General features: G+C 41.7%; 30 protein-coding genes, 3 tRNA genes and 1 pseudogene. 12 read left to right on the forward strand and 22 right to left on the reverse strand.

Annotation, left to right across the window (positions count from 1 at the left end; genetic code table 11):
• Positions 1 to 77: 77 nt before the first annotated feature.
• From IPF37_04090 to IPF37_04110, 5 genes are all read right to left on the reverse strand, one after another.
• Positions 78 to 755 (reverse strand): hypothetical protein, encoded by a 678-nt coding sequence (locus IPF37_04090; protein ID QQR48717.1) that lies wholly within the window; start codon positions 753 to 755, stop codon positions 78 to 80.
• Positions 756 to 856: 101 nt separating this feature from the next.
• Positions 857 to 1,555, reverse strand: coding sequence for an amino acid ABC transporter ATP-binding protein (locus IPF37_04095; GenBank protein ID QQR48718.1), 699 nt, complete (start codon positions 1,553 to 1,555; stop codon positions 857 to 859).
• Positions 1,552 to 2,199 (reverse strand): amino acid ABC transporter permease, encoded by a 648-nt coding sequence (locus tag IPF37_04100; protein ID QQR48719.1) that lies wholly within the window; start codon positions 2,197 to 2,199, stop codon positions 1,552 to 1,554. Before IPF37_04100 ends, IPF37_04095 begins: the two co-directional genes overlap by 4 nt.
• Positions 2,196 to 2,984, reverse strand: coding sequence for an amino acid ABC transporter substrate-binding protein (locus IPF37_04105; GenBank protein QQR48720.1), 789 nt, complete (start codon positions 2,982 to 2,984; stop codon positions 2,196 to 2,198). Before IPF37_04105 ends, IPF37_04100 begins: the two co-directional genes overlap by 4 nt.
• Before the next feature lie 144 nt (positions 2,985 to 3,128).
• Positions 3,129 to 3,290: a hypothetical protein gene (locus tag IPF37_04110; GenBank protein ID QQR48721.1), complete on the reverse strand. Its 162-nt coding sequence runs from the start codon at positions 3,288 to 3,290 to the stop codon at positions 3,129 to 3,131.
• 262 nt (positions 3,291 to 3,552) lie between these two features.
• Here IPF37_04110 and IPF37_04115 point away from each other — a divergent pair, with 262 nt between their 5' ends.
• The 5 genes from IPF37_04115 to IPF37_04135 all read left to right on the forward strand — a co-directional run bounded on the left by IPF37_04115 (position 3,553) and on the right by IPF37_04135 (position 6,582).
• On the forward strand, positions 3,553 to 3,960 hold the full coding sequence (locus tag IPF37_04115; GenBank protein QQR48722.1) for a hypothetical protein: 408 nt from the start codon (positions 3,553 to 3,555) through the stop codon (positions 3,958 to 3,960).
• 16 nt (positions 3,961 to 3,976) lie between these two features.
• The gene (locus IPF37_04120; GenBank protein ID QQR48723.1) at positions 3,977 to 4,810 is read left to right on the forward strand and encodes a hypothetical protein; all 834 of its coding nucleotides are present in this window, start codon (positions 3,977 to 3,979) and stop codon (positions 4,808 to 4,810) included.
• Between the two features lie 22 nt (positions 4,811 to 4,832).
• Positions 4,833 to 5,426: a heavy-metal-associated domain-containing protein gene (locus IPF37_04125; protein QQR48724.1), complete on the forward strand. Its 594-nt coding sequence runs from the start codon at positions 4,833 to 4,835 to the stop codon at positions 5,424 to 5,426.
• A 25-nt stretch (positions 5,427 to 5,451) separates the two neighbouring features.
• Entirely contained in the window at positions 5,452 to 5,982 is a 531-nt protein-coding gene (locus IPF37_04130) for a hypothetical protein (GenBank protein QQR48725.1), read from the forward strand.
• An 87-nt stretch (positions 5,983 to 6,069) separates the two neighbouring features.
• A complete protein-coding gene (locus IPF37_04135; protein QQR48726.1) occupies positions 6,070 to 6,582 on the forward strand; it encodes a hypothetical protein in 513 nt (170 codons plus the stop codon).
• On the opposite strand, the gene IPF37_04140 is transcribed toward IPF37_04135, so the two are convergent.
• From IPF37_04140 to mgtE, 9 genes and pseudogenes are all read right to left on the reverse strand, one after another.
• A complete protein-coding gene (locus tag IPF37_04140; protein ID QQR48727.1) occupies positions 6,574 to 7,092 on the reverse strand; it encodes an NUDIX domain-containing protein in 519 nt (172 codons plus the stop codon). The genes IPF37_04135 and IPF37_04140 overlap by 9 nt on opposite strands.
• 100 nt (positions 7,093 to 7,192) lie before the next feature.
• Entirely contained in the window at positions 7,193 to 8,419 is a 1,227-nt protein-coding gene (locus tag IPF37_04145) for a hypothetical protein (GenBank protein QQR48728.1), read from the reverse strand.
• Positions 8,420 to 8,433: 14 nt separating this feature from the next.
• Positions 8,434 to 9,030 carry a TipAS antibiotic-recognition domain-containing protein gene (locus IPF37_04150; protein QQR48729.1) on the reverse strand — a complete coding sequence of 199 codons (597 nt, stop codon included), beginning with the start codon at positions 9,028 to 9,030 and terminating at the stop codon, positions 8,434 to 8,436.
• Positions 9,027 to 9,772: pseudogene (locus tag IPF37_04155) on the reverse strand (IS5 family transposase). Before IPF37_04155 ends, IPF37_04150 begins: the two are co-directional and overlap by 4 nt.
• Positions 9,773 to 9,835: 63 nt before the next feature.
• Positions 9,836 to 10,012: a MerR family transcriptional regulator gene (locus IPF37_04160; protein QQR48730.1), complete on the reverse strand. Its 177-nt coding sequence runs from the start codon at positions 10,010 to 10,012 to the stop codon at positions 9,836 to 9,838.
• 132 nt (positions 10,013 to 10,144) lie between these two features.
• Positions 10,145 to 10,387 (reverse strand): GIY-YIG nuclease family protein, encoded by a 243-nt coding sequence (locus tag IPF37_04165; protein QQR48731.1) that lies wholly within the window; start codon positions 10,385 to 10,387, stop codon positions 10,145 to 10,147.
• A gap of 194 nt (positions 10,388 to 10,581) precedes the next feature.
• Positions 10,582 to 10,658: transfer RNA gene (locus IPF37_04170), tRNA-Glu, on the reverse strand.
• Between the two features lie 25 nt (positions 10,659 to 10,683).
• Positions 10,684 to 10,759: transfer RNA gene (locus IPF37_04175), tRNA-Lys, on the reverse strand.
• A 161-nt stretch (positions 10,760 to 10,920) separates the two neighbouring features.
• Positions 10,921 to 12,288: a magnesium transporter gene (mgtE, locus tag IPF37_04180; GenBank protein QQR48732.1), complete on the reverse strand. Its 1,368-nt coding sequence runs from the start codon at positions 12,286 to 12,288 to the stop codon at positions 10,921 to 10,923.
• 145 nt (positions 12,289 to 12,433) lie between these two features.
• Between mgtE and IPF37_04185 the strand changes: the two genes are divergently transcribed.
• The 3 genes from IPF37_04185 to IPF37_04195 all read left to right on the forward strand — a co-directional run bounded on the left by IPF37_04185 (position 12,434) and on the right by IPF37_04195 (position 14,288).
• A complete protein-coding gene (locus IPF37_04185; GenBank protein ID QQR48733.1) occupies positions 12,434 to 13,348 on the forward strand; it encodes an RluA family pseudouridine synthase in 915 nt (304 codons plus the stop codon).
• Positions 13,349 to 13,421: 73 nt separating this feature from the next.
• A tRNA-Met gene (locus IPF37_04190) sits at positions 13,422 to 13,498 on the forward strand.
• A 208-nt stretch (positions 13,499 to 13,706) separates the two neighbouring features.
• Complete coding sequence (locus IPF37_04195; GenBank protein QQR48734.1) at positions 13,707 to 14,288, forward strand: ankyrin repeat domain-containing protein; 582 nt, start codon at positions 13,707 to 13,709, stop codon at positions 14,286 to 14,288.
• Positions 14,289 to 14,296: 8 nt separating this feature from the next.
• Here the strand turns inward: IPF37_04195 and truB are convergent, their stop codons facing one another.
• The 8 genes from truB to IPF37_04235 all read right to left on the reverse strand — a co-directional run bounded on the left by truB (position 14,297) and on the right by IPF37_04235 (position 21,481).
• The gene (truB, locus tag IPF37_04200) at positions 14,297 to 15,049 is read right to left on the reverse strand and encodes a tRNA pseudouridine(55) synthase TruB (protein ID QQR48735.1); all 753 of its coding nucleotides are present in this window, start codon (positions 15,047 to 15,049) and stop codon (positions 14,297 to 14,299) included.
• A gap of 84 nt (positions 15,050 to 15,133) precedes the next feature.
• Positions 15,134 to 15,631: a MerR family transcriptional regulator gene (locus tag IPF37_04205; GenBank protein ID QQR48736.1), complete on the reverse strand. Its 498-nt coding sequence runs from the start codon at positions 15,629 to 15,631 to the stop codon at positions 15,134 to 15,136.
• 109 nt (positions 15,632 to 15,740) lie between these two features.
• Positions 15,741 to 16,268: an acetyl-CoA carboxylase biotin carboxyl carrier protein subunit gene (locus IPF37_04210; GenBank protein QQR48737.1), complete on the reverse strand. Its 528-nt coding sequence runs from the start codon at positions 16,266 to 16,268 to the stop codon at positions 15,741 to 15,743.
• Complete coding sequence (locus IPF37_04215; protein ID QQR48738.1) at positions 16,259 to 17,767, reverse strand: ATP-grasp domain-containing protein; 1,509 nt, start codon at positions 17,765 to 17,767, stop codon at positions 16,259 to 16,261. The genes IPF37_04210 and IPF37_04215 overlap by 10 nt, the downstream gene beginning before the upstream one ends.
• Positions 17,768 to 17,776: 9 nt before the next feature.
• Positions 17,777 to 18,685: a hypothetical protein gene (locus IPF37_04220; GenBank protein ID QQR48739.1), complete on the reverse strand. Its 909-nt coding sequence runs from the start codon at positions 18,683 to 18,685 to the stop codon at positions 17,777 to 17,779.
• Positions 18,686 to 18,739: 54 nt separating this feature from the next.
• Positions 18,740 to 19,957 carry an alpha/beta fold hydrolase gene (locus IPF37_04225; GenBank protein QQR48740.1) on the reverse strand — a complete coding sequence of 406 codons (1,218 nt, stop codon included), beginning with the start codon at positions 19,955 to 19,957 and terminating at the stop codon, positions 18,740 to 18,742.
• A 73-nt stretch (positions 19,958 to 20,030) separates the two neighbouring features.
• On the reverse strand, positions 20,031 to 20,546 hold the full coding sequence (locus IPF37_04230; GenBank protein QQR48741.1) for a thermonuclease family protein: 516 nt from the start codon (positions 20,544 to 20,546) through the stop codon (positions 20,031 to 20,033).
• Positions 20,543 to 21,481 carry a hypothetical protein gene (locus tag IPF37_04235; GenBank protein ID QQR48742.1) on the reverse strand — a complete coding sequence of 313 codons (939 nt, stop codon included), beginning with the start codon at positions 21,479 to 21,481 and terminating at the stop codon, positions 20,543 to 20,545. Before IPF37_04235 ends, IPF37_04230 begins: the two co-directional genes overlap by 4 nt.
• 142 nt (positions 21,482 to 21,623) lie before the next feature.
• Between IPF37_04235 and IPF37_04240 the strand changes: the two genes are divergently transcribed.
• From IPF37_04240 to IPF37_04255, 4 genes are read left to right on the forward strand one after another with little or no spacing between them, the layout of a single operon-like run.
• Complete coding sequence (locus IPF37_04240; GenBank protein QQR48743.1) at positions 21,624 to 22,640, forward strand: aminotransferase class V-fold PLP-dependent enzyme; 1,017 nt, start codon at positions 21,624 to 21,626, stop codon at positions 22,638 to 22,640.
• 35 nt (positions 22,641 to 22,675) lie between these two features.
• On the forward strand, positions 22,676 to 22,870 hold the full coding sequence (locus tag IPF37_04245) for an aminotransferase class V-fold PLP-dependent enzyme (protein QQR48744.1): 195 nt from the start codon (positions 22,676 to 22,678) through the stop codon (positions 22,868 to 22,870).
• Positions 22,871 to 22,875: 5 nt separating this feature from the next.
• Positions 22,876 to 23,250, forward strand: coding sequence for an iron-sulfur cluster assembly scaffold protein (locus tag IPF37_04250; GenBank protein ID QQR48745.1), 375 nt, complete (start codon positions 22,876 to 22,878; stop codon positions 23,248 to 23,250).
• Positions 23,251 to 23,260: 10 nt separating this feature from the next.
• On the forward strand, positions 23,261 to 24,784 hold the full coding sequence (locus IPF37_04255; protein ID QQR48746.1) for a leucyl aminopeptidase: 1,524 nt from the start codon (positions 23,261 to 23,263) through the stop codon (positions 24,782 to 24,784).
• Positions 24,785 to 24,865: the final 81 nt, after the last annotated feature.

Below are 24,865 nucleotides of genomic sequence, written 5' to 3' on the forward strand. Positions count from 1 at the left end.
TCCCCCGCCAATTTCCAGTATCTCAAAAATGATAAAACTTGTAAAACGCCCGTCAGATAGATTTTTTAGGATTAATTTTAGATATAAGGTTCAAAGCTTTCATAATCAAGTTGCCGATGATATTCAGACAAAAGCAGCAAGGCAAATAGTGTAGCTCGGAGTAATTTTTTTTGCTTACTTGCTACAACAAGGTTTTGTAAGCCTGTAGCTCGGTCTTTAGTGCGCAAGTTGAGATGTTGTGCGGCATCATCAATATCTTTATTTATCGAGTATTCTGCAATCTCTTTAAGAATCCAGATGCTTGAACGGCGCCATTTGTGCCAGGCAAGTTTTTCTAGGTCTCGGTCATCGGCTGCTCGGGCACCCATAATGCAAGCAAGTGCGAGCGGAAAAGGAATAATGCTTTTTTTTGCTTGTATTTCTGGTTCTGGTTTGTATTGATACAATAAAGAAAATAAATTTCTGACTAGTTCTCTTTCTTCATCGCAAGCTCCTTCTATGCCGGTGTTTGCTAGTGATTGATAGAGTTCCAGGAGTGGCGTTGGGGTTGTTTCTTTTTCTGTATGTTTTAGTGTAAGGATTATTTGTTCTTGGGCGAATTTTATTCCCTCTTCATTAAAAAAATCAAGAGAGCCATCGATGGGTGTTGCGCCGATGCAAAGATAAGGTTTTTGATAAGAACGTGCATCTTTGCTGCTGCTTGCAGTAAAAATTTTAGTACTCATCAAAAGTAACAGCACAAACATTTTTTTCATACAAAACCTTCTTTTTATACACAATTATCATTTGTTGTGATGACCGTACTGAAATTAAGAAAGGCAAGTCAATTGTATGGCAAAAAAGAGTGATTAACTTATCACGCAACCCAGTCTTTTATTTTTACGCACTGTTCAAGCTCTTGCACATTTTCACAACTTTCAACAATTATGCCTGCTTCAAGATAATAAACGCGATCAACCATACCACGCACAAAGCTCATGTCCTGGCTTGAAAAGCCGATTGTCAAACCGTTGGCGGCAAGCTTTTTGAGTAACGCAATCAAGATGGTGGTGTTGGCCGGATCAAGCGAAGCGGTTGGTTCATCAAACAGCATAACGCGTGGTTGCAAGCACAAAGCACGTGCAATGGCAACGCGTTGTTGCTGGCCGCCAGAAAGTTGGTTTGGGTAGCGATTTGCAAAATCAGTCATGTCCAAATCTTGCAAACAGTTGAGCGCGCGTTGCCGCGCTTGCTCGTACGCTTGCCCATGAACAAGCAGCGGATCGATGCAATTTTCAAGAACGGTCAGTTGTGGAAACAGATTAAAATCTTGAAAGACGTAGCCAATTTCTTCAGAGCGTTGGCGTGCGGTAAGCGTAGAAAGTTTTTTATCATTCACGATAATGTTTCCGCTGGTCGGCATCATCAAGCCCGCCAAGGTTTTAAGCAACGTTGTTTTGCCCGCCCCGCTCTTGCCAATAAAGCTCGTGATGCGCCCCGCGGTTAATGAACAGGATACATTTTGTAATAACGGTTGGTTGTTGATGGCGACGGTAAGATTTTTAACGCTGATCATGAGCAAGCCTTTCGATTAATAAGCCATGCTAAGCAATTTAACATTCCTGAAAACAGTAAATAAATAACGGCAATGGTAAGGTAGACGGGGAGTGGGTTGAGTTCGCGCGAGATGATATTCATGCCAACGCGCGTTAGCTCGGTCACGCCAATCGTGGCCAGTAGTGAGGTACTTTTGAGCAGTTGTTCCAGTTCGCCGATCAGTGGCGGTAGGGCATGTTTAAGCGCTTGTGGCGCAATAATTCTTTTAATAGTTTGTGGCAATGAGTAACCCAGCACAAAGCAGGCATCCCACTGGCCGCGCGGAATCGCATTAATCTGCGCTCGTACAATTTCGGTAACATACCCGCTTGAGCAGATTGCCAACGCGCCGGTCGCTGCAAAAAATGCTGGCAGGTTAATACCAATCAGTTGCGGCAACACAAAGTACGCTAGTAAAATCTGTACATAAACGGGGATGCCTTTTGTCACAAACGTATAAATTCTGATCGTAGCAATAATGCCGCGTGAGCCGATTTGTTGGCAGCTGATAATGCCCAGGCAGGTGCCTAGTATCATGCTGATGGTGCCGGCAAAAAGCCAGGCACCAAGCGTTACACAACTGCCGTTGAATAATAAAACACTGTAGTTTGTCAGCGCGTTCATGCTAGCCCCCATTTTGTTTCGAAGGTGGCGATGGCGCCGCTCTTTTTTAATTGTTCGACGGCGGCTTCAACATTACGAATCAGTTCGGTGTTATTTTTTTTGATCATGATACCGCTGCCGCGCAAAAAATCTTCTTCGTCAAGCGGCATGTCGACGATTTGAATTTCTGGATATTTTGCCTTAAATTTTTGCGCAATGGCTTGGTCAACAAATGCTGCATCAGCTTTGCCGTACTGAATGTTTAAGAGCGCATCATCGATCTTTTCTGTTGGTAAAATAAAGATGTCGCGGTATTTATTGATGATAGAACTTTGGGCTGATGTGGGCTCAACGCACACGGTCATGCCTTTCAGATCCGCCAGCGTGGTAATGCCAGCCGGAACTTTTTGCCAAAAAATAAGTGGGTTAGTTGTTTTGATTTCGGTATTTTGGTAGCTCACCATCGCAAACTTTTGTAAGCGTTCGCTGGTGATGGTCATGTCCCAGATGACAACGTCAACGGAGCCTTGTTCAAGTGTCATCAAAAGTGGTGCCATGGAACCAAGATCTTGCAGGACCAATGTTTTGCCTAGCTTTGCGGCCAGCGCTTGTGCAACATCGATATCAAAACCTTCGTAGTCGCCCTTTTCGTTCATGCTGACAAATGGCGCGTAGCCGCCTACCGTGCCAACAACCAACGTGTTCGTAGTTTGTTTTTTAGTGGTAAAACGGCATGTTGACCACGCAACTAAACTCATGCAAATGAATACAAAGCATGCAAAAAACATGTTAACTGAAGCTTTCATGACAAAGCCTTTCGTATAAAAAAAACAGCAAGTGTGTGCACAAAAGTGTGCAAGTACTCGGCGGTTTTGGAAAACTAAAAAAATATAAACAACAACGCTTAAAGCGTTTTAACTAATTAAAAAAATGGGAATAAGTGCTCAGAATTAATGAGCGCGATGATGATGAAGATGGGAATGAGAAAGTGCTTGAATAGCAACTGATGATGCTAAAGCATCGAAAGAGTTTGTGATTGAGCGAGCGTTTTGCGTGCTGCGTAACTGGCTTGCCAGTTCTTGCATTGGCGCTGCGGCGCATGTTTTCTTCATGAGAAGTCCCTCATTGAAAAAGAATTAATAAAATCACTATTCAGCTCCAGTATACTTTTATTGAGATAATCTTGTCAAATGTGAGAAAAATGATTGGATTAATCCTAAAAAAGTGCGCAATATAATCTTTTTTAAATTATGCGTTTTCTTGGCGCAGGGCTACCCAAATAATCAATTTGTTGAAATTTTCATAATAATTATAGTATGTACTAAAGCATGTACTAAATAAAAATAAAAGGATGCTAAATATTTATGAGGGTTTATGAACCAAATAGTATCAAAGATAATCAAGGTTGTTTCGCTTTTTTTTTCTTTTTCCACACTTGTGTGTTGTGCTTTGCCGGCATTTTTAGGGCTGATGGGTTTTGGTGCTGCATTTGCAGGGCTTGTTGCTATTTTTCCATTTCTTATAACCTTAAGCAAAATTAAGATATGGTTATTTATTGCAGGCTTTATCCTTCTTGGAATTAATGCTTATTATGTTTTTTTCAAAATTCAACAAGAATGTCCTATTTCAATTTCGCCTAGTCATCAAGAACACAATTCTGGATGTGATATAGCAACTAACTTAAATAAGACAATGTTTTTTATTTCAGCAGCGATACTTTTAATTGGTTTTTTTATGGCATATCTTGCGCTTCCATTATTTAAATTTTTGGGAATCATGTAACAAATTTAAGGTAGACATGAAAAAGATTTTTTATCTATTGCTTAGTGTCTTTTTGTTTTGCTCAAAACAACTTTGGGCGCATGAACCTCTTTTTGGGCTAGGGCCTGAGCTTATTAGGACGGGAGGTTTTGCCATTGAGGGCGAAATTGAGCATGAAAAAAGGGGTTACGAAAAGGAAACAACGGTAAATTATGACATTATGTATGGCGTTACCGAATACCTTGCCATATCTGCAGAAATTCCTTTTTTTATTAACAAAGAAGATTTAGATGAACAAACTAATCAGATTAATAAATCAGCGGGGCTTGGAAAAATAGAAATACGAGCAAAGTTACGAATATACAAAGATTATCTGTATGGAAAAAGAGACCAAGCGGTACTCATTGGAGGCTTTAGATTGCCTACTGTTGGTTTGCACAAAAATCCTTTCTTAGAAAATCGATTGCTTGATTTTATTATTGCACTGGCAGCTGGTAGGGAAATGCTAAAAAATAGTTACTTTGGTACTGTCGCATATGATATTAAAACACAAGCAAATGGTCTTCAAGATGGGAATGAGTTAACATTAACCCTTGCTGCTGGATTTAGACCGGAAACAGCTACTTATTACAATTTGGACTGGTTATTTTTTATTGAAATTGATGGTGTTTTTACCGCAAAAGACAGAAGCGCTGATCAAGAAGATCAAGATTCGGGTGGGTATGTATTTTTTATTGGCCCAACGATTTTTGCATCGAAAAAAAATATATTACTTAAAGCTGGTATACAGGTACCAATGATTGAGCATGTAAATGGTCAACAAGTTAAACATGATTTGCGATTTGCCGTAGGTCTTGACCTTCATTTTTAAATAAATTAAGGAGATTTTTAAGATGATGAACTCAATCATTATCAAAAGAACAGTTGTTTTGTATTTTTTTATTCTGATATTTGCTTCAGTACATTCCCAAATGGATAGCATAAAGCAGCCTGATGCCAAGGGAAGTGTACAAGAGCTGATTGTTAAAATTAAAGGTATGGTGTGTCCATTTTGTTCTTATAGTTTGGAAAAGGCGCTTGAAGCCTTACCCTATATTCAGAAGGTAAAAAATATTGACTTGCAAAGTGGTAAGGTTGATTTAATAATTAAGGGAAATACATCAAAATCACTTGGTGAGATTGAAAAAAGCCTTGATGATACGATAAAAAAAGCAACATTTTCTTTTGATGGCATTGATACAATCTTTGCTACCGGCGTTGTAAAAAAGGATGATTTTGGATTTTTTGCAAATGTGGTAGGATCAAAAATCTATTTGAATGATACTCATAAAAAGGGCGATACTTTATCCAAAGAAAAAGAATCACGTATGGCACATTTTGTTGATGAGAGCAGTGTGATTGAAATTATAGCACTTATTCATAAGCATCCGGATGGTTCATTCGGAGTATCAGATCTAAAAAATATGAAGCCAGCTGTTACAGAATAGTCTCTTATCGCGGGGAATATATATTATGACAATGTTTCGAAGGGCTACGTATCTTGTTGCATTATTTACAGCTAATGTTTTATATGCCAAAGAAGAAATTAAAGAAGTCGATATAAAAATTAAAGGGCTGGTTGGATCAAGTTATATTACTGGGGTAATCAATACAGTAAAAAACATTAAAGAGGTTGAAAAAACTGCTCTTCTTGAGCTAAAAGAGGGATTATTTCGTGTCAACTTAAAAAGAGGCAATAATCTTTCTTTTGAGGACATTGAGCAGCTTCTTTTTAGGGCAGTAAAAAAGGCCGGATGTGCATGTAATCTTATGCACAATATTACAGCAACTGGAACCATAAAAGAAAATAATCAAAAACTTGTTTTCCATATCGGAACTACAAATGATACCTTTTATCTTGAAATAGACGAGCATGACCAACGGCTTAAAGAGGTTGTGCAGGAAGCTTTTAATGATCAAGTAGAGATAAAAATAACAGGGCGGGTCTATGAAAAGCCTGGACAAGTGCTTGTGATTTCTAAGATTCAGGTGTCTGAAAAATAGATATTTTTTAACTCTATGACTTCTTTTCCATAGGCATTTTGGTAGTGCAAAATATTTTATAAAGCTTAAATTAAAGTAGGTAAAACTATGAAAAATTATTCTCTGAAGGATTTTTTTCCCATCATTATTATGTATTTGATTATCATCATTTTCGTAATTATTAAACAAATTTTATTGCCAGCCATTGAAATTTATTCATTTATACAATCAAGTATGCTTGATTTCATGGGATTCTTTTTTATTATTTTTGGTGGTTTCAAAATAATAAAATTAGGGAATTTTGCAGAAGCATATGCGATGTATGATCTTGTTGCAAAACGTAGTCGATCATATGCCTTACTATACCCATTTATAGAGGTTTCATTGGGGGCTTTGTATTTGTTGCGCTGGCAGTTATCGTTTGTTAATTTGGTTACTTTAATCTTAATGCTGATAAGTGCTGCAGGGGTCGCGCATGAATTATTGCAAGGGAAAAAAATTATGTGTGCATGTCTTGGGACTGTCTTTAAAATTTCCATGACCTACGTAACATTATTTGAAGATCTATTAATGATACTCATGGCTGCAATAATGATTATTTCTGCATTATTTTTAGACTAAATATAACGGTTTTGGTGGGTAGTGCCCGGCAATAACGCTTGGCAAATAATCAGTCAAAAAAGTAGGAAAGATCGTCTCATTGCTTGTTTGGATATCTTTCAATGAAAACCAGCGCAATTCTTTAACAACATCCTGTTCTTCTGGCGTTGCGTTATCAAGAGAAACGGTGTGCTGTTGTGTTCGTGCGACTATAAATTGCTGGTAAAGGTGGATTGGTTTGCCATGAATCACCAAGTCAACTTCATTGGTCCACACCACAGGCCCGAGTTCAACTTCGTGCGTTTTAATGCCAGCTTCTTCATAAAGTTCTCGCAAGGCTGCGTCGTGCAGCGGTTCATTAGCTTCAATCTGTCCGCCAAGCGTGCACCAAAAGCGTTTATTTCTTTTGCCGGTGGGTGTGGCAATATCAAAGCTTTCGACGCGCATAAGCAAGAGCTCGTTGTTATCATTGAGCAGTAGAAAGCGAACGGTGTTTCTGATAGTCGTTTGCATGATTTTTTTCCGGAGCAAGTTTGTGTAATTAATTATTTTGTAAGTATGATGCTGTGAATAAAAGTAAAATTGTTAGACAAAGCAAGGCAACATTATTTTTCATAGCAACGTTCTTGGTTTATGATAACTCTTTAACTTTTGTATCAAGCCAGTCAAAAATACGTTGTGAGGATAGCTGAAATGCGCCGAGTTGGCAATGAAGGCCGGCCCCTTCTGCTGCCGTAAAATACATAAAGGTTTTTGAGCAGGTAAGATGATCGTACAGACGCTGAGCTTGTCCTTGCATTGGAGCCAGCTCATGTTCTGAATCCAAAATTAGGCTTGTGCTGGTAATGAGATGTGCACGATTTTGAAGCGTGTAATCGGCGTATTTTTTCATAAGGTTGCTGGGCGATGTAGCCTGAAAACTAAACATGCCGTGTTCAAATGCCCAGCGTATTTCGGTTTTTACCTTCATAATTTCTTGAACGGCATGATCAAAAGATGAACTATGATTTTTTGCTTTTTGTAAAAGCTCATTTTTTGATGAACCTGATTTGTTGGCAATACCTTCAAGCCAATCATAAATGCCGGTATTGGCAATCAAAATCTTTATGTGGTCATTGCCGCTGGCGCCGCGTGGCGCCAGATGCCCACCAAAGCTGAGTCCAAAAAGAATAAGCATTGATGGGTTTATTTCAGGTTGTTTTATTGCAAAATCGGTAACGGCTTGAATAACTACTTCCCAATCAGGCCTAAAAGGTAATTGTTGTTCTCGCAAGACACTTCCTTGCCCCGGGCCTTCAAAGGTTACAACATGATAACCACGTTTAACGCCTTCCAGTGCGTAGCCATAAAGTTCTTCTTGTGTTCCATCAAAACCGGATTGTATGATAAGTGTTGGTCGTTGTTTAGTATCGACACGATAAAAGTAGCCAGGTAGTATTGTATTTTCGTAGGGAATTTTTATTGCGGTAATCGTGGTTGGCGCCAGCATCGTGGCTTTTGTAAAACAGATGCGACTTTTATTGCTGACACTGCGTATGCGAGTATCTTGCGGGTTGCCGTGAAGATAAAATTCTGATGTTCGATAATAATTACTTGCGCGTAAAAAAGCAGACAAAGCGCTGATCTGGTGTCCTTCTTTTAAGCATTGCTCTGCGATATTAAAGATTCGTTCAGCAAGTGTGTGCCATGCATGGTACCAGCTTTCAAAGTTGCCTTCTTGAATGTTGCGAGCAGTTACTAAACATTCATTAATATCTGCCATGCCACAAACAGTATGCGCCATGGTGCGCATCAGTTGAAAATCAAACGACTCATCATGAAATACAAGAGACTTGCGATTTGATAGTATGTTTTTCATAAAAGTATCCCCCGTTATTTTAATGATTTGGAAGCTTGTTCCAGCCAATCCCATAATTTCTGATCAAAAGGTGCACTGGGAATTTGGTTGTTTTTATATGCCATGCAAACAGCATTTTTTAAATCTTCTCGATCGCCATATTGCTCGGTAACAAGATCGACCCATTCCTTTGCTAGCTGTCGAGCAAGCGGGGATTGTGGGTCTTTATCTAAATTGTTTTTAACTTTTTCATTAAGCACTTTCCAGCGCTTTTTGATATCTTTTAGTTGCGTACTTGTAAGGCTTGTTTTTAATTCAGCAAACTGTTTAAGTTGATCTGGTGAATAGACTTTCGCTGCCCATGTTTTATGTAATTCTTTTGCCATTTGGTATATGCGTATTAATGTAGCAATCTTTGACCAATCAATGTATTTTGCTGGTGCGGCAATAAGTTCATTGATTGTTTCATTGGCATGATGAAGTTGCTTGATTTGTTCGACTAAATATGTTTGTTGAACCTTGAGATGTTGTTTAAGGTCCTCATCTTTACCGACAAGTTCTGTGATGTGCTTGAGATCGAAACCAAAGTATTTTAACGCTATAATGCGTTCTAGGTTCTGTTGACTTTTCATCGTAACCATAAAATTGCTCCAACAAAAGAAACGAACGATAAGTAATTCTGGGCCTTTTTGTCAAAGCGAGAAAAGACATGTCTGAAGTGTTTGATTTTAGAGAAAAAACATTCAACGAGATGTCTTTCTTTGTAAAGATGCTCATCATATTCATACTGAATCTTTCTGTTAGATCGAGGCGGAATAACAACCGTACATTTTGATTATTTAACAAAGTTCGTAATGCATCAGAATCATAACCTCGGTCGGCTATCACACAAGAATTTTGGGTTGCTTTGAGCAGGGTTTCAGCTTGCGTTATGTCATTTCTTTGACCAGGAGTTATTATAATTTTTAGTGGGTTGCCCAAGGCATCCACTGTCGCATGAATTTTTGTAGTAAAACCACCTTTACTTCTTCCCAAGCCTTCTTCACTTTGTTTGCCATAACCCGCTGCGCAAGGATGCGATCTTACTATTGTGGCATCAATCATGACGTATTCAAGGTCGGGGTCGTCAGCACAAAATGTTAACAATTTTTCAAAAATTTTCTTTTTACTCCACATCAAATCGCTTGAATACGCTATTCCAGTTGCCATAACGGTCAGGCAGTTCTCGCCATTGAGCGCCTGTTTTTAAAATCCAATACACACCCACTATGAACCTCTTACAAAGACCTTCATTTCTAACATAAATACCTTTTTCTTTTTAAGAAACTGATATATTTTCCGCCACGCTTCATTTGTGATATACTCTCTTTGCATGATAACGCCTTTTTGAGTTTTTAATAAACTCGTTTTTTTTGTTGGTGTTATCATGCACTCAAATCACATTTTTGAAAAGTCAACAGAACCTAGTTTAAGCAAATCTTGCTCGGAATAGAGACGGTAGCCATTTGATGAACGCAGCGATGGCTTTAGTAAGCCGATTTCGTCATAATGATGCAAAGTGCGTACGGATATTTTTGCCAATTCGCTGAATTCTTTTACCTGCCATTTTTTCATAAATTTTCCCTTTATTTTTTCAACCTTTTTTTCAACTAAAACTAATCATACGGCATAACGTAACGTTAGGGTCAAGAAAAAATTACCGGGCTTTAAAATTTAATAAGGCAATGAGTTTAGAAGAGCGAGAGGTTACCAGAAGCGTTTTTTTGCAAAAGCATTGCCAGACCCAGTTTTGAGATATTTTTCAAAAGCTGTTGCTTTGATTTTGTCTTTGAAAGCCAGACAGACAATGAGTTCCCACGGTCGATAGGTGCGGGTGTGAATTGAGCCGCCTGAATTATGAGTTTCAAGTCGCTGTTTTAGGTTTGTGGTGCTGCCAACATAAGTTTTATCGGGGTGAGATAGTGATCGAAGGAGATATACGTAATGCATAAAACAGCTATTAAGATATTCGGAATTTGTAGAATTAACTAAAGAAATTTATTGGATAATGGTTTTTATCCGTGCCTGTCCTCCTTCGCCAAGGCTCCGAAGGACATACTTCGCTTTTTAGTAACAATGTCATCTTATGGCTAAAGCCAAACCTTTAAAAAAGTTGGCAAGCCATACGAAGCTTTAGCGAAGTATGGCGTCCCCAAGGGGATTTGAACCCCTGTTACAGGAATGAAAATCCTGGGTCCTAACCGGGCTAGACGATGGGGACGCGTATATTCAAATTTGAAAGATAGTGGTGAGCCGCGCAGGGATCGAACCTGCGACCCACAGCTTAAAAGGCTGTTGCTCTACCAACTGAGCTAGCGGCTCTCAGCAAACAACCTTTTCGTTGCATTGCATGTAGAGAAATTTACAAAACAATGCGCTTTCTGTCAAGAAAAAATAAGCGCTTTTTTCAAAAAAAAGCTTAAACCACGCAACTCTTTACAAATAGGCATGATTTTGGCGCTCTTTGATGAGGGTTGTTGAGCTCAGCTCATAATGTAGCCAAAGATGGCGCAGTAAATAACAACACCCAAAATATCCATAAGCGTTGTTAAAAAGGGTGCGGCCGAATGAGCAGGATCAACATTAAAAAATTCCAACAGGATCGGGATGATTGAGCCGGTCAGCATTGATAAAATGACGATACAAAAGAGTGATGCGTTGACAGCCAGTGCTGCAGAAAATTCATAATAATGAGAAAAATAGATGCGGGAAAAGCCTACGCAAAAAAGTATGGAAGCGATAACGATTGAGATCCAAAACTCACGCAAGAGTACTTGAAACACGTTGCGTCGTGAAATTTCTTTGGTTGTTAAGCCACGAATGACCAACGTGGCAGATTGATTGCCGGCATTACCGCCGGTCCCAATAAGCATGCCCAGAAAGACAGTCAGCACGGCGTACTGTTTAATCATTTCGTCATAATGCCCTAAGACCAAGCTTGAAACGCTTTGCAACAACAAAAGGCCAACCAGCCAGATGCCGCGTTGCGTAATAAGCTTCCAAGCGGGAGTGGCAAAGTAGCTATACTCAACCGTAGACAACCCGAATCGCTTGTACGCGTCTTCGCTTTCTTCTTCTTTAATAATCGCGATAACGTCTTTGCTGGTGATTACGCCAAGAAAGTGATTTTGGCGGTCAACAACGGGGGCTGTTGAAATGTCGTAGTGTAAAATTTGGCGAGCAACGTCTTCTTGGTCTTCGTCGGCGTAAATGTGAATCTCATTTTTTTCAAGAACTTTTGAGAGCAGGACCTCGGGTTTATTAAAAACGAGCGTGTCGAGCGTGATGTGTCCCACCAATACGTTGTCGCGGTTGGTGACATAAATCCGCCGTAACAGCTCTTTTTCAGGGCTGAGTCGCTGAAGTAGCTCAATACTTTTTTTGACCGTAAAATCTTTTTGTAGCGTGACAACGTCACTGTTCATGCGTCCGCCGGCCGAATCGTGACCGAAGTGCAGCATGGAGATAATTTGGTTGCGCTGCTTCTTTTGGAGAAGTTTAAGGTATTTTTCCAGGTCGGCATCGGAAAGGTTGTCGAAAATATCCGTCAGCTCGTCAACATGCATCCCGTTAAGAATGGTGGTGGCAAAGTCCGTGTCGAATTGCACCAAGAGCTCCGCTTGAATGTTTTCGGACAATTTACGAAAAACGTTAATAGCAAGCTGTTGTGGCAGCTTGATAAGCAAAGGAACTTGGTAATCGCTCCCAAGCCTGGCTATCAACATAGCGATATCCGCGGGATGTTGTTCGGTCAAGATTCTATACAAATCACTGCCTAGAGGTGTTTCTTCGGACAAAACTACGTCTATGTTGTTCTCGATTTGGAAGAGAATTTTACGGACCTCAAGCATATTGTTACCCTCAAGAAAATGAACCCCAATTCCTATTAGAGTTTATTTTAACACAAATTATCCAGTTAAAAAAACGCTTTTTGTATATTGCTTTGTTTTTGTTAAACTTTTAATCATATATCTTATTAAAAAGGGACTTTTTGTTATGTCAGATTCTACCATCATCATTTTTCACCATCAGGCGTCAGAACGCTTGGATAAGTTCTTGATTAGCACGTATCCAGAGTATTCGCGTTCGTATTTTCAAAAGCTCATCGATGATGGGCATATTCTTATTAACAATGCTCCCGCTTCCAAGAGTAGCTATAAACTCAAAAATGGCGATCTTATTAGCATTTATTTCGCGCCGGCGCATGAATTTAATCTGTCGCCACTTGATGTTCCCTTTGAAATTGTGGCCATGCACGAAGACTTTTTGGTCATCAACAAGCCGGCCGGCCTGGTGGTGCACAATGCGCTGACCAGCCCCGATGAGCCGTCGTTGGTGCGGGGGCTGTTGTACCGCTTTAAAGAATTTCACGAATTTGACGACACAGAACGTCCAGGTATCATTCATCGCTTGGATAAAGATACTTCTGGCCTGATTTTAATTGCGCGCAACCACAAGGCTCAAATCGCCCTTTCTAAGCTTTTTAAAGACCGCCTGGTGAAAAAAACCTATCTGGCCGTGGTCAACAAGCATCCCGCCAGGACCGGTTCTATCGATTTTGATATTGGCCGGCACCCGGTTCATCGGCATAAAATGTCCCACCAAGGGATTGCCAGTCGTGATGCGCTGACGCATTATGAGGTTTTGGCGTATTATAAAGATTCAAGTTTGGTTGCCGCCTCACCCGTAACCGGTCGCACGCATCAGATTCGTGTTCACTTGGCCGCCATTGGCCATGGCCTGCTGGGCGACGCTACGTATGGCCTGACCAGCAAGTTGATCAAGCGCCATGCGCTGCATGCCTGGCGGATCGCTTTTTCTTACAAAGGAATCGAATATAAGTTTCAACAGCCAGTGCCTACCGATATGGCTGTTTTGCTGGGCGCTTTGTATGGACAAACAAAAAATTAATATTCGTTGACAATTAGTAGATGAACCTTATACTGAGCTTGAAATGTTGATCTTTTGAAAATCTGTTAATCGTCGCGGGGTAGAGCAGCCTGGTAGCTCGTTGGGCTCATAACCCAAAGGTCGCTGGTTCAAATCCAGCCCCCGCAACCAATTTCTTTCAGATTTTTCACTGATGATTCTTACGTTTCATTCTTTTACCCATTCATTTTTATTTTACTGTTCTCATCGATTAATTCTGTGATCGATCATAACGGTTTTTTTCTATTATTGAACAGAATGACTCATCACAAGAGTTTGTTGTGTAGCTTGTTATGACTGGCTCCAAGCCGTGAAATTTAAACAAAAATAGGAGTTATTCGTGAAAAAAGTGGTCATTCTTGTGCTTATGATGTTGCCCGTTTCTGTTGCGTGTCCTATGTTTGGTGGGGATAATCTTTTTATCGTGGCAGCAGAAGGTCGTTATCAAGATCTGTGGCGTGTTTTTAATCCTACAAAATTAATGTTTAGAGACTCTTTTAAAAGAACACCTCTTCATCTTGCTGCCATGAATGGGCATGATGAGATGGTGGCAGAGCTTATTAGTCTTGGCTTTGAGGTTGATGTTTGCGATGGGGATGGTTACACCCCGCTTCATTGGGCTGCTCGGGAAGGCCATGCAGAATGTGCGCGAATACTGCTTGAAAAAGGGGCAAACATTGATAGTAAAAACAGGTATGAGAATACACCGTTACATCTGGCCACACTTTATGGGCATATTGATTGCGTATATTTATTTCTTGAGCGTGGTGCTAATTATTCAATTAAAAATACAACTGATCGCACACCTAAAAATATTGCCAAAGATTTTAAGTATAAAGATATCTATGATGTTATTGTTGCTTATGAAGACGACGATCAACAACGGGCGCAGTATGAAAATATCCTACCTTTTTTCTGTTAGGTCTATATTTAGTATTCTTCTGAACCCAGACGACTGCTCATTTCTTCAACCGTTAACAGATGGTTAACAACATCTTCATACGATTGTAATGCATCAAGCTCAACCGCATCGTCAAGCGTAATACTACCAATAGCGGTACGAATTAATTCATACGTCGTTGCGGGCACGCCAAGGCTGCTGGCGAGATCGTGCGCCAATGAGCGTACATACGTTCCCTTGGAAACACAGGCCCGCAGAGAAAAGTAGGGATTATTGTAATCCAATAGTTGCGTTTCGTACAACTGCACAACGCGCTTTTTGGTTTGGATAATATCTTCGAGCGTTTCTTGGTCCAACAATTCGTGGCGTGCAAGTTTATAGAGCGGCTTGCCTTCATGCTTGAGGGCTGAATAGATTGGCGGGGTTTGCAAGTAGCTGCTGCCAAGCTGGGCAAGGGCGCCTTCAAGGTCGCGGCGAGTTATGTGCGAGGCATCATGTGTTTCAAGAACCTTGCCCATGTAATCTAACGAGTCGGTAAGTTCGCCAAGTTTGGCCGTCACCACATATTCTTTTCTTACGTTCATAATTGTGCCAGAACATCGTGTAGCTTCTTTGCCAATGCAAATGATCAGCAATCCTTGGGCGCCGTCGTCCAACGTGCCGGTATGGCCGATTTTTGTTTTTTTAGGAAAGAATTTCTTGAGTGCACGAATGCAATCAAACGATATAGCGCCTTTTGGTTTGTTGAGAACGAGAAAACCATGAATTGTTTCGTTGTGCATGACCAGCCATTACATTAAAAAAACTAAGAATAATACGTTATGAGCTTAGTTTAGCGTTATGGCTCAAAAGATCAAAAGGTAGTCTTATTCTTCCAAATTTCTTTTAAAAGCCAACAATTCTTGTTTAAATTCCTGCAGGGCATTTAAAAAGAGCGCTTGCTGGGCACTTGGTATTTGTACCTCGTCAACGGTTGCTGCTACAATCGATTTTTCTTCAGCAGGCTCTTCTTCGCGATGTGCGGCCATAACTTCATCAGCTTGTAGCTCAACTTTTGACTCGCATTTTGGTTCACATTTTTGCTCAGCTTTTGGTTCAGAAATGAGTGCTGGTTTGTACTCAGAATCCAATTGTTTTTTTGCGCCAGCGATAGTAAAGCCTTCATGATACAAAAGATTTTTAATGTGTTGAAAAATGTTTAAATCTTCTTCGGTATAAAAGCGTTGGCCGCCATCAGAGCGATCAGATTTGAGTTCAAACTCTTTTTCCCAAAAACGAATAACATATTTTTTGACGCTGAGTTCTCGGGCAAGATCACCGATCCGAAACTGTCTTCGTTTCATACTGGTTTTTTGGTGCTGCATAACACCCCCCTTTCTTTTTTTATTATTTTAAGATCATTAGGTTAAATTTAACATAACGCATTATTGTATGAAAAGAGTTTTGTGTAACAAGTGCAATTTGCGTTGATTTTTAAATTGCATCGAAGGTCATGAGCTGTTGGTTTGAGGTAACGATGTTGCCCTCGGTAACCGTCAGCGAAGAAATGATGGCCGCTTGTGGTGCGCAAATTTCATTTTCCATTTTCATAGATTCAATAATAATCAACGGTTGACGTGCTTGTACCACGTGCCCATCTTGTACCAAAATTTTTATTACACGGCCCGCCAACGGGCTGACAAGGCGCGGGGTAAAAATTTTTTTTGATTCGATGATTGCTTTGTCATGTGTTTGTACCGCCTTCACAAGAAAAGAGTGAAGTGTTTGCTCACTCAAAAGCGTGCATTGTTCTGCCACTGCTTCAACCACAATACTTGCAAAAAACTGTCCATCAAGCGTGCCCACTAGTTGTTTCTTGAGGTGGTTGTACGTTACGATTTTGATCGTAAAAATCCGCTGTCCATTGTTCCACGAAATGATGCCGTCAAATTGCATTGGAGCTGTTTTGTTGATCTCGATTGCGTAAATTTTTTGTTCAACCAACAGTGTTTTTAGTGCCATCGTTGCCGTCTCCAGTTTTGGTGATGCCAGTGGTTTGGTGCTGTTGTCATAAGAGGTTTGGCGGAAGGTTGTTCTGCGCTGAGTAATTGCATGACGGCGGCAATGATAGCATTATTTTCTTGTTCTTCGTGATGTGGGGTTGGTGGTGCGGTCTGTGCAACAAATTGGGTAGCGGTATTAAACATGCCGCTGCTAAAAAGAGATGAAGATATAGCGTTGCGTAAAAAAGTACGGTTGGTGATGATGCCTTCAATGCCGTAGTGCCGCAATGCTTCGGCCATAAATTGTGTTGCCTGAACGCGGTTTGCGCCGTAGGTGGTAATTTTTGCAATCATGGGATCAAAGTATGCGGTAATCTCAACGCCCTCAAAAAGATCGTGATCGTGCCGCATAAACGGTACGCTTGGTGGCTGAAAATAATGAATGGTGCCGGTTGAGGGCATAAAATTTTCATCAGGGTTTTCTGCGTACAGGCGGCATTCAAGTGCGTGGCCGCGCTGCGTAATATCGATTTGTTGGTACGGTAGCGCTCTGCCTTGTGCCAACTCAAGTTGGAGTGCTACCAAGTCGATGCCAGTGGTAAGTTCGGTAACCGAATGTTCAACTTGTAAGCGCGTATTCATTTCTAAAAAATAACATTGTTCGTCGGCAGTTACTAAAAATTCAACAGTGCCAACGCTGTTGTAGCCAAGTGTTTGTGCCGCTTTAACTCCCAAGTTGTGAAGCTTGGTGCGCGTGGATTGGCTGACAAATAAGCAGGGTGATTCTTCAATAATTTTTTGGTTGCGGCGTTGGATAGAACATTCACGTTCAAAAAGATGGATTGCGTTGGTACCATCGCCAGCAACTTGAACTTCAAGATGCCGCGTGTTTTCAAGGCAGCGCTCAATTAACAGTTTTGGTGAGCTCGTTAAATTTTTTGCTTGGCGAGCCGCCATTTCCCAGGCTTGTTCAAAGGCTGCTTCATGTGTCACGCGGACCATGCCCTTGCCGCCGCCGCCCAACGGATCTTTTATCATGAGCGGGTAGCCAAGTGATGCTGCATTTTGATGTGCTTGAGTGCGCGCGTGTGGCGCGTCAAGGTCGGCAAAAAAACCTGGCACAATTGGGATGCCTGCCTGCTGCATGGTGTTGCGTGCGTTAATTTTGTCGCCCATCAATGCAATCAGGTCGTGATGCGGGCCAACCCATGTCAGGCCGTTTTCTTTTACGCGGTGGGCAAAGGAAGCATTTTCTGCTAAAAATCCGTAGCCGGGATGTATCGCGTCAGCTTCTGCGCGATGCGCGATGGAGATTAATGCTTCTTGGTTCATGTAGGCTGCCCGCCCATTGCCAGGCAATGGAAATGCCTGATCTGCGTTGCGAACAAAGCGCAATAAAATATCTTCTGGTGCGTAAACGGCAACCGTTGCTATGCCGAGTGCGCGGCAGGTTGCCTGAATGCGCAAGGCAATTTCAGAACGGTTGGCGATAAGGATTTTTTTGATTGGAGTGCGCATGAGGCACCACTAAATTTTGTGAGCGAGTTCGTTGGCTTCTTCGGGTTCTTCTTCGTGCTGGTAGCTATTGAAAATTTCGTGCTCAAGCTCTTTTTCCAGTTCTTGAGCTGACGCTAAAATTTCTTTCACATTAATACAGCATTCTTCGTAAGAATCGTCTGATAACTCATCAATCGATTTGGTTGTTGTTTGGTCGGCGCTGGTGTCTTTTGTAGCTACTTCTTCGTCATACTCTTCGTCTTCTTCGACCGGTTTGTGAGCAAAGAAATTGATGTTGGCCTGAACGCCAGAAATATCAAAGAATGTTTTGTAGCGGGACAACAAGCGCCAGATTTCAATAAAATCAGCTAGTTCTAACAGCCAAAATGCCATGTTCTGGTTGCTTGGCGTTTGTACAGAGCTTACATACGATAAAACACGCAAAGTTCCTTCGATAGCAACTTGAAGAGCTTGTGCGATTTTAAACATGCGGAGTTTCTTTTTGGCGTTGCCATACTTATTTTTGAAGGCGACATTTTCCGCATCAACAATCCGAATAACATCGTACAAAACAGCCAATGTGTACGCGCTGACTTTTGGGATGCGGTTTGGGTAAACCAAATCTTTTAACAGATTTGTTTCACGTGTTGTTAGTAGCTCGCACCCAATTTTTGCATCGGTTGCAAGATTAGCAATGCCAGTTGTTAGGCCGATGATATTGGTATCTTCATGGTCCATACAGACAATGTACGGAATGTGCGCGACCGTGCGCAACAAGCCAAAAAGTACGGCATATTCAGCAACAAATTTTTTGGGATCCTTGATTTTTTCGCTGATCGTTTCTTTAAACGATTTTGATTCTGCAGCGGCAAAGGTATTGGTCGTTGGTGTTGCCAATACAAGAACTACAAAAAATATACCGAAAATTTTTTTGAACATGATGTCCCTTAAGGCAGTTTTAAACCGATACTTTCTTTGGTATTGCAGCTTAAATCAGTTGCTATGTTTGTCAACATTTCCTGCCATGGAAAAACATTGCGTCAGTTGATCGGTATGGTACGACAATATCTTGTCGGTTTTGAGCACATGTTCTTTGAAGTCATCAAATTCAAGATCAACAAATAAATCGCTCATCATTTTATATAATTCTTTTTGTTTGAAATGATTGCGTACGTGCGGATTTGAGGTGATCAAAGCTGCTTTAGTTTCAAGATTAAGGCTGTGCCAAATAGTTTCCCATTCGTTTCGTGTAATCATCAAATCGTCTTTGCCATAAATAAAAAGCAGCGAGGTATCTTTAACCATTGGTAGGTAAGGCTCGATAGAAATATCGCTCAATTGTAAGCCCCAAATATTTTCGGTTAACCATTGCAACGAGTTACTGGCCCATTTCTTTTTCCAGGGCCATTGGTTTGCCCAGCCACCATTTTGTGGGGAACAGATCATTTTTGGATCGTGCTTAAGTTTTTCAACGATCAACGGCAATGATAGCCAGCAGCCATCAAGAATGATGCGATCAAAAATGCCTGGGTACATTGCGGCTGTTTTTAAGAAAATAAAGGCGCCGTAGCAAATGCCAAGCCCGCAAACTTTTGTGTAATGTTTTTGCGCTTTAAAATGATTAACAACCGTTACCACGTCAATGTCTTCTTCTTGGCCAAGTGAGGCCAATGAGGAATCCATACCAAAGGTATTTTCAGCTAAATTCAGGCTCCAGGTGCCGATTTTAAATAAGCTAAAATCTTTAATGCCTTGACCGCGAAAATCAAACAGCACAACATCACAATCAAACATATCAACAAATGGTGTCATGTACTCGCGCGGGTTGGTAAAACCTTCGCCAATAATCATGAGCGTATCGCTACCGCGATCGAAGTAGGTGCAGCCGAGTGGTATGTGGTCGGGCGTTATCAGGGTCATGGTTTTGCCAACACTTTTTTGATCTGGCTTTTTTTTGCGGTGGTGCGCGCGTACTTTTTTAGGTTGAGAAATAAATGAGGTGTCAAAATACAATGATTTGTTTAAGTAATTATTGCGGTAGTTGGCAAAGGCATTAAAAGCATGGGGAAGTTCTTGAGCTTGCTCTTTGCCAAACGCTATTTCGTTGTGATGAGCATACGAAAAGGTCGGTTGTGGTTGGTTTGTTGGTGTAAGTTGTGCATTATATAATAAATTAACCATCATGGCAGCTGTTTTAATAAATTTTTTCATGTTTTCCTACTGAAGTTAAATGTTGTTCTCAAAGATTTAATAGTTAATTTTTTATAACCAATGATTAATGTTTCTAACAACCTGGGTAGTTGCCGTAGGTTTGTTGGGCGTATTCTTCGATTTCTTCATCAGTTGCCAAGAGCCTGAACCAGTCTGCTGCTGGGCCTCTGCTGTCGTAAGGAACAGCAAGATTAGCGCTTAAAAGAAGATCTGCCAAATTTTGTTCATCAACGTACACTTCTCCGGTAATAGTGCCAGGACTGCCGGCGCGTCTCATTTCGCGCAATTCGATTACTTTTGCATTCTTCAAAGCTTTTTCGGTAAATGCGCGTGCTTCTTGTGCTTTTTGTTTAACAATATCGTGTCTGCTGTTCATATTAGGGCAATCGATGCCCGCCATTAAGACTGTTGTTTTTTGCCAAATTTCTGGCCATCCGTTGATGAAAATATCGAACGCTTCACCCTTTTCCACAGAAGTAACTTCTGAAATGATTATATTTCCGTAGTGACCTTGCTTTGAGGCTGCTGCAAAAAGTGATGAGTTTAAGCTCAAAAACAAAAGTAACATGAGTGCATTAACTATTTTCATTCTTTTCCTTCTTCGGCGTATATGCCTAATTCTTTAAGCGCTTCAAAGTATAATCTAACAAAAACTACACCAGAAACAACTTGGCCGGTCCGAAAGCCCAAACCTCTGCCGATAAGTGTTTTAAAGCCGCTTTCGTTGTACAAAGATTTAAAAACAGAAAACATCGTTGGATAAATTTTTCCGTCAATATCTCCCTGCATCAGAACTTTGGCAGTATTTGGAGGAGTTGTCAAAAGGGCTGCGCATAGAGCGGCAGTTGCCCCGCCGGCAATGTTGGCGGTCCATTCATAATCAGAGTCATGCAGATCAAAAGCATTACTGATGTGTCCGCCCCACTCCGGTACCCAGGCGGTCGTGATAATAGAATTTCTGATAACGGCTGGTCCCAAGCCGCGCCATAAACTTTGTATGCCGTGATGATTAACTAAATGTTTAACGATTGTATAAAAGCTCGTTGTTTTTTCGAGCATAGTTTTTTGTAATTCTTGATTGTGGCGGTACATAAAAAGCATTTCGTTTGGTGTTGCAACGCTGGCAGACAAAGCGCCTGCAGTACTTGCAGCGATAATGCGGTCCTGGTCTGAAAGCGGTTTTCCTTCATGGCGTGTCAGATTGAGCAAGTAGCGTGTGAAGGCATCGTATGCTACAAACTGAATGCTCATGGTCGGGAAGCGTGCCACTGCGTTGAGGACGTACCCGCGGTACCAGAAGTGTGGGCTGTTAGAAAATGGGAGGCCACATAAATGTCTGTTTTGCAGGTGCATCCAGCGGAGTTCAGCGCCAACGCCAACGGCTCCAGCTCCGCCAGCAATCAGAACATCCTTGAATAAAGCTAGCTGCTTTTCGGCAATGGATTGGACTGTTTCACAAGCTTCTGGTGCTGCAGCGCGTAAGAAATGGAGAGGGAGTAAGGCGAGTAACCATACATGTTTCATACGTTTCTCCGTTTTTGTGAGTCAGTTTATGGGAGTAAAATTTAAAAAAATGAGCAGTTTTTTTTAAAATGCTACTTTTTTAGACATCGTACACAAATCGTTTTAAACTAATCAATAAAAGCACTTTTTACCCCATCAGTACGTGAGTTTATTAATGAATGCCCAGTTGCTAAAAAAACAGTTTCCTCTTTTTGCCCACCACCACGACGTGGTGTACCTGGACAATGCCGCTACTTATCAAAAGCCGCAGGTGGTGATTTCTGCCATGAGCACGTTTTATGAAACGTCGTATGCCAGTGTGCATCGTGGTTTGTACGAGCTTGGCGAGCAGGCAACTGAGCAGTACGAGGCTGTTCGTGGCCAAATGGCAACGTTTATTAATGCCGCTCACGAGTCAGAAATTATCTTTACCAAAGGCGCTACTGAAGGTTTTAACATGGTTGCGCACAGCTGGGCAGCGCAGCATGTGAACGCGGGCGATGAAATTTTATTGTCGCAGGTTGAGCATCACGCCAATTTGTTGCCGTGGCAACGCGTTGCACAAAAGACGGGCGCCAAGCTGCGTTTTGTGCCGCTCGATGTAGAAACTTTTTTGTTAGAATTTTCAGCTGATTTGATTACGCCAAAAACTAAATTAGTATCGTTAACGTACGATTCCAACGTGCTCGGGCCGGTATGGCCTGCCGGCATGCTGGAAGACATTATGGCACAAGCCCACGCGGTTGGTGCGCGCGTCATGCTGGACACGACCCAGGCCATGATTCACCACAAAATTGACGTACAAAAAATGAATGTTGATTTTGTTGCTTTTTCCGGCCACAAGATGGCGGGGCCGACCGGTGTTGGTGTTTTGTATATCAAAAAAGAATTGCATGACGAAGTAGAGCCGTACCAAGTGGGTGGCTCGATGGTGTACTCAGTTTCTTTCGATAACGCGGTCTGGGCCCAAGTGCCACAAAAATTTGAAGCAGGAACGCCGGCCATTGTTGAAGTTATTGGGCTGGGCGCAACCATCGACTTTTTAAATACGAACGTAAACTTTGAGCAACTGGCAAGGCACGAAGCAGCGCTTACGCAACAGCTGGTAACGGGCTTGCAAGCGCTTGAGGGCGTGCACATTGCCGGCAACACGCAGGCATTGGCAACGCATGGCCACTAGTAAGCTTTTGGGTTGATGGTATTCATCCGCACGATTTGGCAACGTATCTTGCCAGCAAAAATATTGCATTGCGAGCCGGGCATCATTGTGCCCAACCGTTGGCAGATTTGTTGGGCGTGGCAGCGTTACTGCGCGTGAGCTTTGGTATGTACAACACGGCCGAAGATGTTGAGCGGTGTCTTAAACAGGTGGCCGACGGTATACAATTTTTTAGATCACTACAACGATAAACGCTATGAATATGTATCAAGAAGAATTACTCGATCATTTTAAATATCCGCGCAACAATACGCCGCTGGATAACCCAAATTTTTCATCAGACAAAAAGAATCCTTCCTGTGGGGATGTGATGCACATTGAAGGCATTATTGTTGACAATATCTTGACTAAGGTTGCTTTTCAAGGAACCGGGTGCGTGATTAGTCAGGCAACAGCCTCCATGCTGACCGAGCAGGTTTTGGGAAAAAAAACTGAACACATTCTTGCGTTAACCGATCAGGATATTCTTGATTTAATTGGCATTGAGCTGGGGCCGGTGCGTATTAAATGCGCCCTGCTGTCGCTGCAAGCGCTTCAAGAAGGCATAAGTAAATTTCGTCAACAACCATAAAGGAATTATTATGATTACGATCAAGCCAACGTCTCAAAACTTATGGGACATTGTCGCAGAAAGTTATATTTTTTTCGTTAATGAATCGTTAGATAGTGAATCTGACAATGCGAATTTTACCAAAATTCAAGAGTACTATCCGCAGGTCAAAGCCGTTCTTAAAAAGCATAATTTTGAAGGCAAACAAGGCCAATCATACATTTTGACCGCTATGCAAAATGACCGCCTCGTAGAATTTATATTTGTCGGTCTTGGCAAGCACACCAAGAGCTGGGATGTTGAATTAGAAAAGTTACGTCGCGCCATTGGCAACGTTACCTTATTGCTCAAAAAACATGGTCTGCGTTCTGCTGCAATTGGCTTGCCTGAAGAAAAACCGTACAACATCAGCCGTGCTGAATTACTCAAGCAACTGATCGTGACCATGCACATGGCCAACTACGAATTTAATGTTTACAAAACCAAAGAGCCAAAAAAAGATTGGCAATGCGACGTCAGTTTTGTTGTTGATGCCAGCGAAGAAAAAGCATTGGCTGCAAGTGCAAACCACGGCATGATTATGGGCGAAGCGATCAACCAAGCGCGCCACTGGGCAGATTTGCCAGCCAATATTATGACGCCAACCGCTTTGGCAGACGAAGCGGAAAAAATCGCCAAGCAGTACAAATTAAAATGCACTATCTTTGGCCGTGATGAAGCTGAAAAGCTTGGTATGGGCGCCTTCTTGGCGGTTGATGCCGGTTCAGATCAACCAGGTAAATTTGTTATTCTTGAACACAAAGCGGCGTCAAAAGATGCACAAACGATTGCGTTGCTGGGCAAGGGCGTGATGTTTGATACCGGCGGTATTAGTTTGAAGCAATCAGATTTTATGACCGGCATGAAGTACGATATGTCCGGTGCGGCTGCAGTTATCGCGTCCATGAAAATTTTTGCGCAGCTTAATCCCGATATTAATGTGGTTGGCATTACGCCGCTGGTTGAAAATATGCCAAGCGGCAAAGCTGCTCGCCAAGACGATATTGTGACTGCCATGAACGGCAAATCGATTGAAATTAAGAGCACCGATGCTGAAGGTCGTTTGATTCTTTCAGACGCCATGTGCTATGCCGAAAAGTTCCACAAGCCTGATATCATGATTGATATTGCCACGTTGACCGGCGCTTGTTTGTATGCGCTTGGTTACTTTTATTCAGGCCTGATGACGCAGGACGAAGAGCTGATGAAAGTGTTGCCAGAGATTGGTAAAAAGACTGGCGATCGCATTTGGCCGTTGCCACTTGATGACGATTTTAAAGCCGCCAACAATTCGCTTGTTGCCGATTTGGCCAACGTTGGTTGCCGTAGCTACAAAGCGGGCACTATCACGGCCGGCTGCTTTTTAAGCGAGTTTGTTGATAAAGCGCGCTGGGCGCATATTGATATTGCGGGGACCGCTGATGGCGTGCCGGGCAATATTAGCTACCTGGGCAAAACGTCGGCCGGTGCTGGGATCAGGCTTCTCGTTGATTTTGTTTTGAATTTTAAACATTAGTTTTTTTAAAATAAAAATTGAGCCTTTTGTTTCATTTGTTTTATTGCAAAACGTGAGACAAGGCTCAATTTTTTTTATTGT

It is taken from the genome of bacterium (genome assembly GCA_016699045.1).
Lineage (GTDB): Bacteria > Babelota > Babeliae > Babelales > RVW-14 > AaIE-18.

What these genes read in the sequence shown, in the direction of transcription:
- IPF37_04225 (QQR48740.1), bottom strand. Translation starts at nt 19,957, where the DNA reads ATGAAAAAATTTATTAAAACAGCTGCCATGATGGTTAATTTATTATAT.
- IPF37_04110 (QQR48721.1), bottom strand. Translation starts at nt 3,290, where the DNA reads ATGAAGAAAACATGCGCCGCAGCGCCAATGCAAGAACTGGCAAGCCAG.
- IPF37_04235 (QQR48742.1), bottom strand. Translation starts at nt 21,481, where the DNA reads ATGAAACATGTATGGTTACTCGCCTTACTCCCTCTCCATTTCTTACGC.
- truB (QQR48735.1), bottom strand. Translation starts at nt 15,049, where the DNA reads ATGCACAACGAAACAATTCATGGTTTTCTCGTTCTCAACAAACCAAAA.
- mgtE (QQR48732.1), bottom strand. Translation starts at nt 12,288, where the DNA reads ATGCTTGAGGTCCGTAAAATTCTCTTCCAAATCGAGAACAACATAGAC.
- IPF37_04220 (QQR48739.1), bottom strand. Translation starts at nt 18,685, where the DNA reads ATGTTCAAAAAAATTTTCGGTATATTTTTTGTAGTTCTTGTATTGGCA.
- IPF37_04125 (QQR48724.1), top strand. Translation starts at nt 4,833, where the DNA reads ATGATGAACTCAATCATTATCAAAAGAACAGTTGTTTTGTATTTTTTT.
- IPF37_04215 (QQR48738.1), bottom strand. Translation starts at nt 17,767, where the DNA reads ATGCGCACTCCAATCAAAAAAATCCTTATCGCCAACCGTTCTGAAATT.
- IPF37_04135 (QQR48726.1), top strand. Translation starts at nt 6,070, where the DNA reads ATGAAAAATTATTCTCTGAAGGATTTTTTTCCCATCATTATTATGTAT.
- IPF37_04250 (QQR48745.1), top strand. Translation starts at nt 22,876, where the DNA reads ATGAATATGTATCAAGAAGAATTACTCGATCATTTTAAATATCCGCGC.
- IPF37_04145 (QQR48728.1), bottom strand. Translation starts at nt 8,419, where the DNA reads ATGAAAAACATACTATCAAATCGCAAGTCTCTTGTATTTCATGATGAG.
- IPF37_04130 (QQR48725.1), top strand. Translation starts at nt 5,452, where the DNA reads ATGACAATGTTTCGAAGGGCTACGTATCTTGTTGCATTATTTACAGCT.
- IPF37_04095 (QQR48718.1), bottom strand. Translation starts at nt 1,555, where the DNA reads ATGATCAGCGTTAAAAATCTTACCGTCGCCATCAACAACCAACCGTTA.
- IPF37_04185 (QQR48733.1), top strand. Translation starts at nt 12,434, where the DNA reads ATGTCAGATTCTACCATCATCATTTTTCACCATCAGGCGTCAGAACGC.
- IPF37_04205 (QQR48736.1), bottom strand. Translation starts at nt 15,631, where the DNA reads ATGCAGCACCAAAAAACCAGTATGAAACGAAGACAGTTTCGGATCGGT.
- IPF37_04105 (QQR48720.1), bottom strand. Translation starts at nt 2,984, where the DNA reads ATGAAAGCTTCAGTTAACATGTTTTTTGCATGCTTTGTATTCATTTGC.
- IPF37_04160 (QQR48730.1), bottom strand. Translation starts at nt 10,012, where the DNA reads ATGAAAAAATGGCAGGTAAAAGAATTCAGCGAATTGGCAAAAATATCC.
- IPF37_04100 (QQR48719.1), bottom strand. Translation starts at nt 2,199, where the DNA reads ATGAACGCGCTGACAAACTACAGTGTTTTATTATTCAACGGCAGTTGT.
- IPF37_04120 (QQR48723.1), top strand. Translation starts at nt 3,977, where the DNA reads ATGAAAAAGATTTTTTATCTATTGCTTAGTGTCTTTTTGTTTTGCTCA.
- IPF37_04230 (QQR48741.1), bottom strand. Translation starts at nt 20,546, where the DNA reads ATGAAAATAGTTAATGCACTCATGTTACTTTTGTTTTTGAGCTTAAAC.
- IPF37_04115 (QQR48722.1), top strand. Translation starts at nt 3,553, where the DNA reads ATGAACCAAATAGTATCAAAGATAATCAAGGTTGTTTCGCTTTTTTTT.
- IPF37_04165 (QQR48731.1), bottom strand. Translation starts at nt 10,387, where the DNA reads ATGCATTACGTATATCTCCTTCGATCACTATCTCACCCCGATAAAACT.
- IPF37_04210 (QQR48737.1), bottom strand. Translation starts at nt 16,268, where the DNA reads ATGGCACTAAAAACACTGTTGGTTGAACAAAAAATTTACGCAATCGAG.
- IPF37_04255 (QQR48746.1), top strand. Translation starts at nt 23,261, where the DNA reads ATGATTACGATCAAGCCAACGTCTCAAAACTTATGGGACATTGTCGCA.
- IPF37_04150 (QQR48729.1), bottom strand. Translation starts at nt 9,030, where the DNA reads ATGAAAAGTCAACAGAACCTAGAACGCATTATAGCGTTAAAATACTTT.
- IPF37_04090 (QQR48717.1), bottom strand. Translation starts at nt 755, where the DNA reads ATGAAAAAAATGTTTGTGCTGTTACTTTTGATGAGTACTAAAATTTTT.